This is a genomic window from Flavobacterium sp. J49 (genome assembly GCF_011742145.1).
Taxonomy (GTDB): domain Bacteria; phylum Bacteroidota; class Bacteroidia; order Flavobacteriales; family Flavobacteriaceae; genus Flavobacterium.
This window is the reverse complement of the sequence record NZ_JAAQQU010000105.1, coordinates 439,371-453,893: the sequence shown is the minus strand read 5'-3', so window position 1 is coordinate 453,893 and position 14,523 is coordinate 439,371. Positions and strand designations below refer to the sequence as shown.

At 38.6% G+C, this 14,523-nt stretch carries 11 protein-coding genes; 3 read left to right on the top strand and 8 right to left on the bottom strand.

The annotated features are described in order from the left end of the window. Window positions 1–127 precede the first annotated feature (127 nt). Window positions 128–2,104, top strand: a complete 1,977-nt coding sequence (locus tag HA632_RS12755; protein WP_176307578.1) for a thiamine pyrophosphate-dependent enzyme — start codon at window positions 128–130, stop codon at window positions 2,102–2,104. A 68-nt stretch (window positions 2,105–2,172) separates the two neighbouring features. Here HA632_RS12755 and HA632_RS12750 read toward each other — a convergent pair whose 3' ends face one another. Continuing rightward, window positions 2,173–2,316, bottom strand: coding sequence for a hypothetical protein (locus tag HA632_RS12750; protein WP_176307577.1), 144 nt, complete (start codon window positions 2,314–2,316; stop codon window positions 2,173–2,175). A gap of 336 nt (window positions 2,317–2,652) precedes the next feature. Here HA632_RS12750 and katG point away from each other — a divergent pair, with 336 nt between their 5' ends. Continuing rightward, complete coding sequence (gene katG, locus HA632_RS12745) at window positions 2,653–4,830, top strand: catalase/peroxidase HPI (protein WP_176307576.1); 2,178 nt, start codon at window positions 2,653–2,655, stop codon at window positions 4,828–4,830. Between the two features lie 675 nt (window positions 4,831–5,505). On the opposite strand, the gene HA632_RS12740 is transcribed toward katG, so the two are convergent. The 6 genes from HA632_RS12740 to HA632_RS12715 all read right to left on the bottom strand — a co-directional run bounded on the left by HA632_RS12740 (window position 5,506) and on the right by HA632_RS12715 (window position 9,902). Continuing rightward, on the bottom strand, window positions 5,506–5,946 hold the full coding sequence (locus tag HA632_RS12740) for a DUF1801 domain-containing protein (protein ID WP_176307575.1): 441 nt from the start codon (window positions 5,944–5,946) through the stop codon (window positions 5,506–5,508). 216 nt (window positions 5,947–6,162) lie between these two features. Beyond that, entirely contained in the window at window positions 6,163–6,681 is a 519-nt protein-coding gene (locus HA632_RS12735) for a hypothetical protein (RefSeq protein WP_176307574.1), read from the bottom strand. Between the two features lie 58 nt (window positions 6,682–6,739). After that, a complete protein-coding gene (locus tag HA632_RS12730; protein ID WP_176307573.1) occupies window positions 6,740–7,303 on the bottom strand; it encodes a hypothetical protein in 564 nt (187 codons plus the stop codon). Between the two features lie 189 nt (window positions 7,304–7,492). Beyond that, entirely contained in the window at window positions 7,493–8,257 is a 765-nt protein-coding gene (locus tag HA632_RS12725; protein WP_176307572.1) for an alpha/beta hydrolase, read from the bottom strand. A gap of 163 nt (window positions 8,258–8,420) precedes the next feature. Next, a complete protein-coding gene (locus tag HA632_RS12720) occupies window positions 8,421–8,912 on the bottom strand; it encodes a hypothetical protein (protein WP_176307571.1) in 492 nt (163 codons plus the stop codon). A gap of 156 nt (window positions 8,913–9,068) precedes the next feature. Next, window positions 9,069–9,902: a hypothetical protein gene (locus HA632_RS12715; RefSeq protein ID WP_176307570.1), complete on the bottom strand. Its 834-nt coding sequence runs from the start codon at window positions 9,900–9,902 to the stop codon at window positions 9,069–9,071. 462 nt (window positions 9,903–10,364) lie between these two features. On the opposite strand from HA632_RS12715, the gene HA632_RS12710 reads away from it, so the two are divergent. Further along, on the top strand, window positions 10,365–10,925 hold the full coding sequence (locus tag HA632_RS12710) for a hypothetical protein (protein WP_176307569.1): 561 nt from the start codon (window positions 10,365–10,367) through the stop codon (window positions 10,923–10,925). A gap of 185 nt (window positions 10,926–11,110) precedes the next feature. On the opposite strand, the gene HA632_RS12705 is transcribed toward HA632_RS12710, so the two are convergent. After that, complete coding sequence (locus HA632_RS12705; RefSeq protein WP_176307568.1) at window positions 11,111–14,410, bottom strand: amidohydrolase family protein; 3,300 nt, start codon at window positions 14,408–14,410, stop codon at window positions 11,111–11,113. Window positions 14,411–14,523 lie beyond the last annotated feature (113 nt).

Sequence of the window (14,523 nt, the reverse complement as noted above, 5' to 3'; positions counted from 1 at the left end):
TGTACATAAACCCCAAGTGATGATTCGCCTGGGGTTTTTCTTTTGGTAAAAATGTCTTTAACTTTCGCTTAAAAACTACAACGATTGAAATCTGTTTTTATACTTTTGCAACACCAAAACAAACCCAATGAATTTCGACAGAAAAGAGTTATCCAATATCCAATTATTGGATTTATATAAAAGACTGCTCAAGCCCAGATTAATAGAAGAAAAAATGCTAATCCTGCTGCGTCAGGGTAAAGTTTCCAAATGGTTTTCCGGTATCGGACAAGAAGCTATTTCAGTGGGTATCACTGCTGCTTTAGACCAAGACGAGTACATTTTACCGATGCACCGAAACTTAGGTGTTTTTACCGGAAGAGACATTCCGCTGCACCGATTGTTTTCGCAATGGCAGGGTAAGAAAACCGGTTTTACCAAAGGTCGCGACCGTTCGTTCCATTTTGGGACCCAAGAATTTAAAATCATCGGAATGATATCGCATCTCGGTCCGCAAATGGGCGTAGCAGATGGAATTGCCTTAGCCAATAAACTCCAAAAGAACGGTAAAGTAACCGCAGTGTTTACCGGTGAAGGAGCCACTTCTGAAGGCGATTTTCACGAAGCATTAAACATAGCTGCGGTATGGGAATTGCCGGTGCTGTTTGTGATTGAAAATAACGGTTATGGTTTGTCAACCCCAACCAATGAGCAATACCGTTGTGAAAACTTAGCCGATAAAGGTATAGGTTACGGAATGGAAAGTCATATTATTGATGGCAATAACATCTTAGAAGTTTACCTCAAGATTGCTGAATTAAAAGCTTCCATGGTTGAGAATCCTCGACCGGTATTGTTGGAATTCAAGACTTTCAGAATGCGTGGTCACGAAGAGGCGAGTGGTACCAAATATGTACCGCAAGAATTGATGGACATGTGGGCGATTAAAGACCCTATTTCAAATTATAGAGACTATTTGCTTCGCATAAGTGTTTTATCTGAAGCTGAAGATGAAAAGATAAAAAAGGCCATCAAAGCCGAAATCGATGAGCATTGGGCGATTACAGTGGCCGAACCGGAATGCGAAGCTGATTTAGCCGAAGAGCTTGATGATATGTACGAACCTTACGAATTTGAAGTTGTCACTCCCGGTGATACTGTAGAGAATATTCGTGTCGTAGATGCCATTTCCAATGCGTTGCGTCAATCGATGGAACGTCATGACAATTTGGTCATTATGGGACAAGACATAGCCGAATATGGTGGAGCTTTTAAAATCACAGACGGTTTTGTAGCGCAATTTGGTAAAGAACGCGTTCGAAACACTCCAATCTGTGAAAGCGCTGTGGTTTCTGCCGCAAATGGTTTGTCTATTAACGGACACAAAGCGGTAGTGGAAATGCAGTTTGCCGATTTTGTATCGACAGGGTTCAATCCGATTGTCAATCTTTTGGCCAAGCAACATTACCGTTGGAATGAAAAAGCCGATGTAGTAGTGCGTATGCCTTGTGGCGGTGGCACTCAGGCCGGACCGTTTCACTCACAGACGAATGAGGCTTGGTTTACTAAAACTCCCGGACTCAAAGTAGTGTATCCGGCCTTTCCGTATGATGCCAAAGGGTTGCTAAACACAGCCATCAACGACCCGAATCCGGTGATGTTTTTTGAGCACAAACAATTGTACCGTTCGGTTTACCAAGACGTTCCGACCGATTATTATACCATTCCTTTCGGGAAAGCTGCCTTGTTAAAAGAAGGTTCACAAGTGACTGTTATTTCTTTTGGTGCCGGAGTACATTGGGCTTTGGAAACTTTGAACAAGCACTCCAACATCAGTGCCGATTTGATTGACTTGCGTACGCTGCAACCGTTAGACACCGAAGCTATTTTTACCTCAGTCAAAAAGACCGGAAAAGTGATTGTCCTGCAAGAAGACACTTTGTTTGGAGGTGTTGCAAGCGATATTGCTGCCATGATAATGGAACAGTGTTTTGAAAATCTGGATGCACCGGTTAGAAGAGTCGGCAGTTTAGAAACAGCGATACCATTTGTAAAAGCCTTAGAAGACCAATATTTGCCCAAAGACCGTTTTGAAACCACCTTATTAGAATTGATAGCCTATTAAGCATCTGTTATACAAAAACAAAAGGCACGAGTAATCGTGCCTTTTGTTTTATAGTTAATTTTGGAATCTTACACTTTTTTATTTTTTTTCAATCCTTTTTTGAAATAGTTTCTCAATTCCTTTTCTTCTTTACGTTTTCTGAGAAAATAATAAAAAGCCAAGTTGATGACTATCACCACAATAATACTAATAAGTATAAAATTGTCCTCCATGATTGTTTTTTGTTTATCCAAAGCTAATAAAAATCAGCGTTATCAGTGAATTAAAATATTGTCAAATGTTTAAATTCGTCTTTTTTACAGGAAAAAAAACACATAAAAATTCAAAGGTGAAAAGTATATCTTAAATTACTTACATTATTAGTTTGTCTCTTTGTCTTTAACTTAATACCTATTAAATTGAAAGGCTGTTTTAACTCTCATTATAAAAATAAACATATAACGGATTCTTACATTGATCATAGTTTTTATCTATTGAAAAAATAATTAACATAGCAAAACATTTGGTAACTTAGCACTATAAGTTTAAACAACAAACCAATTTATAATATGGAAAACAATGCTAATGGTTCCGGGAAATGTCCTTTCTCAGGAGCACAAGTAAAACAAGGTACAGACGTGCCTAATAACAGTTTTTGGTGGCCCAATGCGCTTAACTTAGACATTTTGCACCAACACGATTCGAAGACTAATCCGCTTGGAGAAAATTTTAATTATGCGGAAGAGTTCAAAAAATTAGACCTCGAAGCCTTAAAAAATGATTTGAAAGCCTTAATGACCGAGAGTCAAGACTGGTGGCCAGCCGATTGGGGACACTATGGCGGATTGATGATTCGTATGGCATGGCACAGTGCCGGAAGTTACCGTATAGCTGATGGTCGTGGCGGTAGCAACACCGGAAATCTTCGTTTTGCACCACTTAACAGTTGGCCGGATAACGGGAACCTTGACAAAGCAAGAAGATTGCTTTGGCCTATCAAGAAAAAATACGGAAACAAAATTTCATGGGCCGATTTAATGATTTTGGCCGGTAACATGGCTTATGAATCTATGGGCTTTAAAACCTTTGGTTTTGCCGGTGGACGCGAAGACATTTGGCATCCTGAAAAAGATGTTTATTGGGGTTCAGAAAATACTTGGTTAGCCACATCCGGTGGTGAAAAAAGTCGTTATTCGGGTGAGAGAGATTTAGAAAATCCTTTGGCAGCCGTAATGATGGGGTTAATTTATGTGAATCCGCAAGGGGTTGACGGAAATCCTGATCCTTTAAAGACTGCTCAAGACATGCGCGTAACCTTTTTGAGAATGGCCATGAACGATGAAGAAACGGTAGCTTTAACTGCCGGTGGTCATACCGTAGGGAAAGCTCACGGAAATGGTGATGCCAATGCCTTAGGTCCGGAACCGGAAGCAGCCGATGTAGAAACACAAGGTTTCGGATGGTTGAATCCAAAAGGAAACGGGAATGGTGCCGATACCATCACCAGCGGACTGGAAGGTGCTTGGACGACTCATCCTGACAAATGGAATCATACTTATTTTGATATTTTACTAAACCACGATTGGCAATTGGCTAAAAGTCCGGCCGGTGCTTGGCAATGGGAACCGGTTAACATGGCCGAAGAAGACAAACCGTTTGATGCTCATATCAAAGGTGTGAAAAGAAATCCAATCATGACCGATGCCGATATGGCTTTGAAAATGGATCCGGAATACCGCAAAATTTCAGAGAAATTCCAAAAAGACCCGCAAGCTTTTGAAGACGCTTTTGCCAGAGCTTGGTTCAAATTAACCCACCGTGATTTAGGACCAAGAAGTCGCTATTTAGGAGCCGATGCACCTCAAGAAGATTTGATTTGGCAAGACCCGATTCCGGCGGTTGATTATACGCTTTCGGAATCAGAAATAGAAGAATTGAAAGCCAAACTTTTGAACAGTGGCTTAACGGCAACTGAATTAATCAACACTGCTTGGGACAGCGCGAGAACTTTCAGAAGTTCTGATTATCGCGGTGGTGCCAATGGGGCTCGTATTCGTTTAGCGCCTCAAAAAGACTGGGAAGGTAACGAACCGGAGCGCTTGCAGAAAGTATTAAACAAACTGACCGAAATACAAGCCGGATGGAGCAAAAAAGTATCTTTGGCCGATTTGATAGTATTGGGCGGAACAGCGGCTGTTGAAAAAGCAGCCGGCGTGAAAGTGCCTTTCACACCGGGTAGAGGAGATGCTACTGCCGAAATGACCGATGTAGAATCATTTGAAGTATTAGAACCATTACACGATGGTTTTAGAAACTGGGTGAAAAAAGACTACACCGTACAACCGGAAGAAATGTTGCTTGACAAAGCCCAACTCATGGGATTAACCGCGCCGGAAATGACCGTACTTATTGGCGGAATGCGCGTTTTAGGCACCAATTACGGTGGCACCAAACACGGCGTATTTACCGAGAACGAAGGCGTATTAAGCAATGACTTCTTTGTCAACTTGACCAATATGAACTACTCGTGGAAACCGGTAGGCAAAAACTTGTACAACATAGTAGATAGAAAAACCGGTCAAACCAAGTGGACCGCCACCAGAGCCGATTTGGTTTTTGGTTCCAACTCTATCTTGCGTTCTTATGCTGAGGTATATGCGCAAGACGACAACAAACAAAAATTTGTGAACGATTTTGTAGCGGCTTGGACCAAAGTAATGAACGCCGACCGTTATGATTTAGCTTAATAGTTATAGTTTATATTAAAAAAGGTGGTTCGTTTGAGCCACCTTTTTTTATGTTTTGAGAGGGATAAGCTAGCTAGTTGCTACAAACGGCTGTTATATGCAGTTTTTTTATTTTCTTATAACGTCTTTAGCTGTTACGATTTCCCACAATCCATAGAAAATTAGCCAAGTGAGAACAATAAACAATGCAAAAGGTTGTATACCATACATTGAGAATGTTATATATGATAAGAATAATGAAAAGAAAATTGTTAATGTTCCTATCACTATTTTTATTGCCGCAAAAACTTTTCTCTTCAGCATTTCCATAATAGCTGTTAATGTCATGAGAAGAACATATATTGTAAACAAACAGGAAACTATAATGGAGCCTATTGATTTAATTTCAATCTGACTATAAGTTGAAATCGCAAATAAAACAATTATCAAAAATCTTGAAACAACCCAGAAGTAATATGTTCTTGTAAAAAATGTTTTTAACATAATTGGATTAACGAGTGTTGTGGAAAACTTGCATATAACGTGCCGCGGCTATCATTCTGTAGCGAATCCAGCGAACTGCGTACTGACTGCTAAGATAAAGTTCTTACGTGAAAAAATGAGTTGTATTTAAGAAAAAACTACCATAGCTGTAACTGCTGTTATCAGCAGGATTTATCTCTTTTGTTGTCTTTATTAGTTTTTTACCCTGCAAGAACATTCGTGATGTTCGCTAATATATTTTATTGATTCAATACAAATTTCTCTCAATATGTCTGTATTGATGTCAGCTAATTTTTTTACATAAATACAGGCTTTACTCATTTTAAATTTTCCAAGGTCAGTCAATAGTGTTTTGCTTTTCTCAGTGTCAGAGTAAACATAAAGTGTCAAGGCTGCTTTTCGTGGCGAAAATGCAAGAACCGGTGCGTCTCCTTCGTGTCCACTTGCATATTTGTAATGATAGTTACCAAATCCGATTATACTAGGTCCCCACATTTTAGGTTCAGAGTCTGACCATTTTTTTAATAAGTCAATTAGTTGATAACTATCGGTTTTTTTTTGTTCGTTGTCAACATATGAATTTATAAAATCAGTTATGTCCTGACCGGTATAGGTAGTTTTAGTTTTTGCCATTCAATTACAAGTTTGTTTTTTATGCTTTTTGCAATTCTCAATCATTCGTGCTTGTGGAGTTATGTAGCGAACATTGCTGGTAACGTGCCGCAGCTATCGGACAGTTGTGAAGCCAGTGAACTGCTTATTTTCTGTTAAAGATAAACGTTTTCGTGAACACGTAAAAATAAAGACCAACAATTGCGCGAAACCGCTGTTAGTCGACGGTTTTTTATTTCAAACTAATGTCCAGACAACTGTCAAAACAAAAATTATAAATCCATTAAAGAGTATTATGTTAAGAAATTCATTGTCTGATAATTCAGATTTAAATTTAAGATAACAAATACTTATAATTGAAGACAATGCAAGAATTAAATAGAAACAGGCATTAAGTCCTCCCAGACCGGTTAGTAACTCTTTTTTATCGCCTCTTTCAGTGCTTACCGAAATAATATTTTTAAAAATCAACGTCTTCTCTATAGAAATTGTCAAATCGGAAATATACTCTTTGTCAGTTAAGAATTCAAAACCTTTTTCTGTATAGTAATTGTATCCTCTTAGTGTTGTTGAGCTTCCAAATTTAGAACTTCGAGTTTGAGAGACTCTTATTTCCTTAACTATCTTGTCTGAAATTTTTTGACTCGGAAGTATATATCTGTCAATGACTATTGCATTAAATAGTATTGCAACAATATATAATATGACAAGAGTAATTTGTTTACGATTTTTGCTTATAATCGGCTTTGCGGACATGCATTTCTACTTTGTGTTTTTTGGTACGTTTGTCAAACTGTTGTTAGCCATTCGGTTTTTAAATTTTAATCATCACTTTTTTAAAATTGCCGTTACTATCTTCTTCCCATTGATTTTCACCAATTAAATAATAATTGCCATTTTCTTTAATTATTCTATTTTCAAAATCTTCATTCTCGGAAACAAAAGCTTTTGTTTTTGCGATTTCATTCCATGTTCCATTTTTAAAAGAAAACACATAAATAGTATTCCACCAACCTTCATGTGTTCGAGAAAAAATCAGTATTTCGTTCGCTTGGTCATTATTTAAGTCTTCGGTTTTCGAAATAAAAACACCCAAACTTTGGTCAAAACTTATCTTGGAAATATTACTTTTAAATTCAATATTTATGGCGCAATTTTTTTCACCGCATTCAATTTCACCAGTTTCTGAATTTCTTTTTAGATTGATAAATGCAGTATCGTTTACTTTGTCATTATTGACATCACCAACGAAAAACTTTTGATTTTCTATTTCAATTTTTGGCTGAACTTTTTCTTCTGCTTTTTTAGAAAAATTCTTTTTCGGTTTAGTTTCACAACCAAAAACAACTAAGAGAAAAATTAAAAATTGAAGTTTCATATTAATGTGTCGTTTTTGTCCAAATGCGTGAAACTGATGGCTAACGTTCCGCGGCTTGTAACAGTTGCGAATCCAGCGAACTGCTTACTTTCTGCTAAAATATAATAGTTTTACGTGAAAATTAGGGTAGAAGCCAAGAAAATACAGCAATAGCGCAAAACCGCTGTTAGCGGTCGTTGTTCTTCTTTCTCAGTCATTTATAAACGTTAAGATATATTCTTGAATTTCCTTTCGTTGTTTTTCATTCGCATTGTCGTCCATTTCATTATGGGTTGTATTTGCCAATCTTACTATTTTTATTCTATACTTTTTAGTCTCCGTTTCTGTCGGTAAAACACCTTCGTCTGCTGGTTGGTCGCTTGAACGTAGCGTATAAACTTTAACCTTTTTTGATTTTGGCAATGCCATTCTTCTGTTGTCCAACGTGATTATTTTTTCAACTATGTTCGGGTATTTCTGTGGAAAAAGAGCAGTCATATCTCCACCGTTGGAATGTCCAATAAGTGTTATGTGTTTAAAGTCCAAATCAGGATTTGTTCTTTTGAGTTCGTTGATAACGCATAAAATATTGTCTGCACCACGTTCCCAAAATGGTCGTCTTACAATTTGCGGATTTCCTGTCAGTGGCAATAAACTGTCAGTTGCAAGTTCGTGTTGAATGCTTACAACGAAAAATCCTTTTGTTGCTAAAAATTCAGTCAGATATGAATATGCCAAATAGTCACCACCTTTATTTTGTCCATAGCCGTGACTGAAAATAACAATTTTTTGATTTCCAGAAACTTTTGAGGTTGGTTTGTAGATTGCAATTGGAATTTCTCTCTGTCTGCTTTGGTCGTATAATTTTAAAGTATCCAAACTAAACTCAAATTGAGATTTGTCTTCAACAGATTTTCCAAATGTTGAGTAACTTGTCAAAATTCCTATAATGAAAATGGAAAGTATTTTAATCATTTAATTTCTCTTTCAGTGTATCGTTTTACAATGATCGCTAGCGTCTTGCGGCTTGCAACAGTTGCAAAGATTAATCACCGCCGATTCCAAATATAAAACTACTTTTTGAATTTTCGGAGAAAATTCGGGATAAGCCCAAGCGCGCAGTAGTTACAAACTGCTGTTACCTGCTGTTATGTAGCTCAAAGCCATCTTTGATATATTTAACTTCTTTCAATATTTTATTTATTCTTTTAGTATCGCTTACAGAATCAATACGTTGATTATTAAAATAACGAATTATTAATCCATTGCGTGGATATATTTCAAATATTGAATCTATTAACTCATAATTATCATCATTTTTGGTAAAATCCGGTAAACAAGTTCTGTATATAATTTTTTCAATATTATCATTATCAGCGTTTATGTAAACTCTTTTTGATGTAAATCCATTTTCTGGCATTGTTTGGTAAAAAAACATTCTAGGCTTGGAATTTAAATAATAAACATCCGCTTTCCAATCAGGAGCAATCTCTACTTTTACATGCTTTCCATTAAGTTTTCTTATAGAGTCGTTAAATTCATTTTCAAAATTTGACTCAATAAAAGAATTAGACTTTTCACAAGAAAAGAAGATGAATAACAGTAAAATTGGTATTGTCTTTTTTAGCATATATTTTGTGATAATAGCAGGTAACGTGCCGCAGCTTGTGATTGTGGCGTTCTTCACTCACTGGCGTTTCCAAATATAACTAAAATTTCAATCAGCCGAGACATTTCTGATAAACCCAAAACCAGCCATAATCACAAACTGCTGTTAGCAACAGGCTTATTGCGTCCATTTCTTTTTAAAATCAATTATATAATCATTAATTTGAGTTGAGAACTTATACTCGTTTATTTTTTCAATTTTCTCGAACTTTTCAATTATTTTTTTGCATTGAACCCATATTTGAATTAGTTCAGATATTGTTGGTTTTAATGCTACAGAATTGTCTGGAGTATAGTGTACAGTTTTATTCCTTAAAGAAAACAAATTTGCAATTTCATTGAGATGTACTTTTTTATTTATAATATCATCTTTAAAAATGAAGATTAGCCTTTCCATAATTTTTGCAAGAGAAATTCTTGAATAACTAAAGTCATCTATTATTTTTGATTGACACAAAAATAATAAATGTCTATTTGTTAGTGTTTCAATGAAAAAACCAAGATTATTTAAATGCCCTAAAATTTCAATTGAGTTTATTTTATGTGCTAACGGATGTTTTACTGCATACTTTTGAGCTATAATATTAGCGTCTTCCCAAGCTGTAGTAAAAGCTTCATGAGTTTCATCTGAAAGTACCTTTCCAATTTCTGATTGTAATAGCTCAATGGTATTATTAGAGAATTCAGAAGTATTAATAATTTCTAAGTCTTCATCATTTGGTTCTATTTTTTCTAACAGCTTTGAATAAATTAAAGATGCAGTTTCAGATTTTAAGGTTTCATCTATATATTTAAAAGATTCATCCAGAAAAAATTTTGCGCCTTCTGCTAATTTTGCATATGTCTCTAAATCATGATTTTTCATAAGCTTGTTGCTAACTAACGAATAAGTGTTATCACTATCAGCGTTGTTCCCAAATTTAACCAATTTAAAACCACCAACCAATCCCATCAATAGGGATTTTAAACCAACTTATCAACATAAATTTCTTACGAATAGCTTGTTTTGGGTCTGTTTGAAAGTAAATGTACTTCTCAACTATGTTCTGTCTTTACGGTTTTCCACATCGTTAGTATATAATCAAGCGGCTATTCATAACTCGGAACCCGCAACCTTCAACCCGCAACCCATAGTGCAAACTTGTCACTGGCAACAAAAATGATGCATAAAATGTATCATACTTTTCAGTAGCGACAAAGATGATGCATAAAATGTGTCATACTTTTCAGTAGTGACAAAAATGATGCATAAAATGTGTCATACTTTTCAGTAGCGACAAAAATGTCGCATAAAATGTGTTATACTTTTCAGTGGTGATCAAAATGTGCACAATAAAAACCCCTGTTTTTCCGTTTTAGTAGTCATGCACTTACCCTTTTATGGTTTGACAATTAGGGTACTAACCAAAGATCTATGAGGAGAAAATCTCAGGAAATCAAGGCCTTGCTGGGGTTTACCCAGGACGAAATGGCCCAACTTTTAAGACTTCACCGCACAACCGTGTCCCGTTTTGAGTTGGGCAACGGTCATATCCCTCACCGTTCAAACGTACTGCTGGGTGCCATGCTCAAATACATCCAGTCGCCCGAAGCCAAAGCTGAACTACCCGCAGCGCTTGAAGAACAACTGGTACTGGAGGCTGAAAAGCTTCAAAAACTAATAAAGGAAAACGAATACCAGTATGAGCGGCTGAGCCGGAAACTGCACAAGGCACAGGCCAACTATGCCTATAACGAAAAAGCTACGAAGCTCCTGTATTTCCTGCGGGAACATGCCGCAGAACTGCCGGAAGTCTCCCCCGATGTGTTGCATCTTTTGGAGAATAGGGTGAAAGCGTCGCTCAAAAAACAAAGCAAAGCAGATGTGTTAGCTTTGGAACTGCAGGTCGATTTACTAGCTTACCAAAAAATGCTTTTGGAACGGAAAAAATACTCAATGGGCGCTAACGGCAATGAGAATAATGCTTCGCAATAGCTAAAATATTGATGAAAATCAGTGGTTAGTATTCGGTTATCCCTTTTACCCTTTAATCGGATAACAATCGTGAGTTCAGTGTCCTCCTGAGTCTGTCGAAGGACTTTTTTACTTACCAATACAAAAAAAAACCACTCACTTTCGCGAATGGTTTTACTTCGTACTTCGTACTTTTCACTTCGTACTTAATTATGAATCGCATCACAACAATGGTGTTCCATAAAACTCTCGGTTTCTTCGTGCCATGGGAAGGCGGCGTTGTATTTGCTGTTTTCCCAATAAAACTTGTTACGGGCTTTGGGTTCGTTACCTTCTTCGTTCATGGTTTCAGAATTGTACATTCTGCCGTTGGCTATGGTATAACGCAAGCTTGCCGAGTTCTGAATATCTTCTAAAGGATTTTTGTCTAAAACTAAAATATCCGCCAGTTTGCCCACTTCAAGCGAACCGATGTCTTTACCGGCACCGATATAGTTGGCCGCATTGATGGTGGCGGTTTTCAAGGTTTCTAAGTTGCTCATGCCGCCTTGGTGAATGCTCCACAATTCCCAGTGGGCACCTAAACCTTGTAATTGTCCGTGCGCCCCCATATTGACTTTTACACCACTATCGGCCAATGTTTTTGCCGTTTTGGAAGTCAGGATGTGGTCGTTTTGGTATTCTTCCTCAGGTGCCATCGTACGAAAACGCGAACGCGAATCGATGATGCTTCTTGGCGTAAATTGCAACAGTTTTTTGTTTTCGTATACGTTGGTTTTTTGGTACCAATAATACTCGGCATTCAATCCGCCATAGTTTACAATGAGCGTAGGCGTGTAACCCACACTGCTTTTGCCCCAAAGTTCTAAAACGTCTTTGTACACCGGCGTTACCGGAATATTGTGTTCTACTCCGGTATGACCGTCAATGACCATCGTCATGTTGTGGAAGAAATTCGAACCGCCTTCGGGCACTACATTGATACCTTCTTCGCGAGCGGCTTGCAATACTTGTTGGCGTTGGTCGCGACGCGGTTGGTTGTAACTTTTCACTGAAAGTGCCCCAAATGCTTTGGTACGTTTGATAGACGAACGGGCATCGTCAAGGCCATTGACAATCGCTTTAAAATCGCCATCGGCACCATACAGGATGAATCCGGTAGAGTAGATACGAGGACCAACGATAGCACCGCTTTTTACCATTTCGGCAAGGGTAAATATCGATTCAGTATTAGAAGACGGGTCGTGTGACGTGGTTACCCCAAAAGCCAAGTTTGCATAAAACTGCCAGTTTTGTTGGGTCGTCAATCCGTAGCGGAAAGCACCCACGTGGGCGTGGGCATCTACCATACCCGGCATTAAGGTTTTGCCGCTTAAATCATATACTCGGGCATCGGCAGGAACGGTAACTTCACCGGTGTTTCCAACCGCTTCAATACGGTTTTGGTTAACGATGACAGTACCTTTTTCAATCACTTTATCGCCATTCATGGTAATGATGCGTGCGTTGGTTAAGGCTAACTTTCCTTTGGGTTTATCGACCTTGGAAGTCAATCCTATTTTAATTCCGGTATCCGTTGGTTTTTCTACTTTCTCGGGCGAACCGGGTAAAAAGGTAAAGCGGTCTTTGATATCGTTGGTATAATAAATGTCACCTAAAGTCCACATTACTTTTTGGCTGTTGGTGGCCCAATGCAGGTTAATCCCCGCGTCTTTAGTCAATTCCGAAACCGGTACGGCTGTCGATTTGTTGTCTAAATCACTTTCTTGTCCGTTCATATTCAAAGGCGCTACATAGGCTTTGTGCAAGTGCATAAAAGCTATCCATTGGTTGTCGGGACTCGGCACCAATCTATTGGCATATTTCGATTTAATATGGGTTCTCTCGTCTTTACCGTTGAGGTCAACACTTTTCAATTCTTTGGTCAAATTCCCAAAGAATACGCCTCCCGTTTGGAAGAAAATGCGATTGCCGTCTTTGGTAAATAACGGATATTGTCCGTTTTCGGTAACGAACTTACTTGCGCCACCATTGGCACTCATGGTATAAATTCCGGGTTTTTTAGAAAAAGCCATGCCTTGGTCGAGGTTACCGTCTTCTTTGCGGTACACTATGGTTTTACCGTCAGGCGATAGGGCAGGCGTGCGGTAAATGCCTTTTTCGGAAGTCAGTTTAACCGAATTTTTTCCGTCCAAACCTACTTTTCTGATGCTGCCCAGTTCGGTATCGTTCCAGGTTACATAAACAATGGTTTTGCTGTCGGCGGTAAAGGTGGGTTCGGCTTCAAAGTCGGTTCCGTTGGTCAATCGCTTAGGCGTTCCGTTTGGTAATGTTTTGGTCCAAATATATCCTAATGCTCTAAAAGCTAAAGTTTTTCCATCAGGAGAAGTTACTGCATCGCGTATCATTTTTACTGTGAAATCAGTATCTGAAATGGGGGTGTTAAAATGCACACGTTCTGCTACGTCAATCGCCACATCGGCTGTAAAAGGAATATTGGTTGCCGTGGAAGACTTGGTATTGATTTTATTGATTTTGCCACCAAACCAAATCACAATATCTTCATTATTCGGCATCCAATTGAAGTTAGGATACACGCCAAATAAGGCCCAAGCGGTTTGTTGGTCTTTGTCGAGTTTGTCAAATACCGGCCATTCTTCGCCTGTGGTTAAGTCGTGTAAATACAAAACGGTACTCGTTCCGATTCTTTTGATAAAGGCCAATTTCTTTCCGTCGGGAGATACTTGCGGACGAGCAGCGCCGCCCGGACCACCGGTGATGGTTTCTAGTTTTCCGGTTTCAAATTCGTAGCGTTTGATGACATAAATTTCGTTGTGCGGATCTTTGTTGTATTGAAAAAAGCCACCCGGATACATGTCTTCACTAAAGTACAAATACTTACCGTCTCGGGAAATGTTGGGTTCGTTAACGTCTTGTTGGTCGTTTTTGCGTTTGGTGAGTTGTACACCGCTACCGCCACTAATGTGGTATTGCCACATTTCGCCGGCACCGGCTGAGCGTTGCGAGGTAAAGTTTTTTCGGCCCACTAAATAATTCCCATCGGGCATCCAAGCCGGATTGCTCATCAATCGGAAATCTTCTTTAGAAACTTGTTTGGCATTAGTGCCATCGGCGTTCATCACCCAAAGGTTATCGCCACCACCGGCATCGCTGGTAAAGGCAATTTTCTTCCCATCGGCACTAAAACGCGGTTGTATTTCAAACGGAATTCCGGAGCGCAATACTTTGGCTTTGCCACCGGTAATGGGCATGCTGTAAATATCGCCCAGCATATCAAAAACGATAGTGGTTCCATCGGGGCTGACATCCAAGTTCATCCAAGTCCCTTCCGAAGTGGTAAAGTTTTGGGTTTTGTAGTTAAAGCTGTCGCCGGGTTTGGCCACGTCCCATTTGGTAGTTTCTTTATCGGTTTTGGCAGTTTCCTGTGCGTTGGAAATAGCAAAAGAGAATAGCGCAACGAATAAAAATGTGAATTTAGTTTGCATCAAAAAAAGGGATGTTGGTTAATTATTCCATAAAAGTAAGTAAAAATCAAGTGAAGTCAAACCAAGGGATTTGGCCTTTTTTGAAGCCAAATATTTTTTAATATTATTTTTAT

Excerpts from the sequence above, each read along its gene's own strand:
- HA632_RS12730 (WP_176307573.1), bottom strand. The coding sequence starts at position 7,303 with ATGAAACTTCAATTTTTAATTTTTCTCTTAGTTGTTTTTGGTTGTGAA.
- HA632_RS12720 (WP_176307571.1), bottom strand. The coding sequence starts at position 8,912 with ATGCTAAAAAAGACAATACCAATTTTACTGTTATTCATCTTCTTTTCT.
- HA632_RS12725 (WP_176307572.1), bottom strand. The coding sequence starts at position 8,257 with ATGATTAAAATACTTTCCATTTTCATTATAGGAATTTTGACAAGTTAC.
- HA632_RS12705 (WP_176307568.1), bottom strand. The coding sequence starts at position 14,410 with ATGCAAACTAAATTCACATTTTTATTCGTTGCGCTATTCTCTTTTGCT.
- HA632_RS12750 (WP_176307577.1), bottom strand. The coding sequence starts at position 2,316 with ATGGAGGACAATTTTATACTTATTAGTATTATTGTGGTGATAGTCATC.
- katG (WP_176307576.1), top strand. The coding sequence starts at position 2,653 with ATGGAAAACAATGCTAATGGTTCCGGGAAATGTCCTTTCTCAGGAGCA.
- HA632_RS12740 (WP_176307575.1), bottom strand. The coding sequence starts at position 5,946 with ATGGCAAAAACTAAAACTACCTATACCGGTCAGGACATAACTGATTTT.
- HA632_RS12710 (WP_176307569.1), top strand. The coding sequence starts at position 10,365 with ATGAGGAGAAAATCTCAGGAAATCAAGGCCTTGCTGGGGTTTACCCAG.
- HA632_RS12735 (WP_176307574.1), bottom strand. The coding sequence starts at position 6,681 with ATGTCCGCAAAGCCGATTATAAGCAAAAATCGTAAACAAATTACTCTT.
- HA632_RS12755 (WP_176307578.1), top strand. The coding sequence starts at position 128 with ATGAATTTCGACAGAAAAGAGTTATCCAATATCCAATTATTGGATTTA.
- HA632_RS12715 (WP_176307570.1), bottom strand. The coding sequence starts at position 9,902 with ATGGGATTGGTTGGTGGTTTTAAATTGGTTAAATTTGGGAACAACGCT.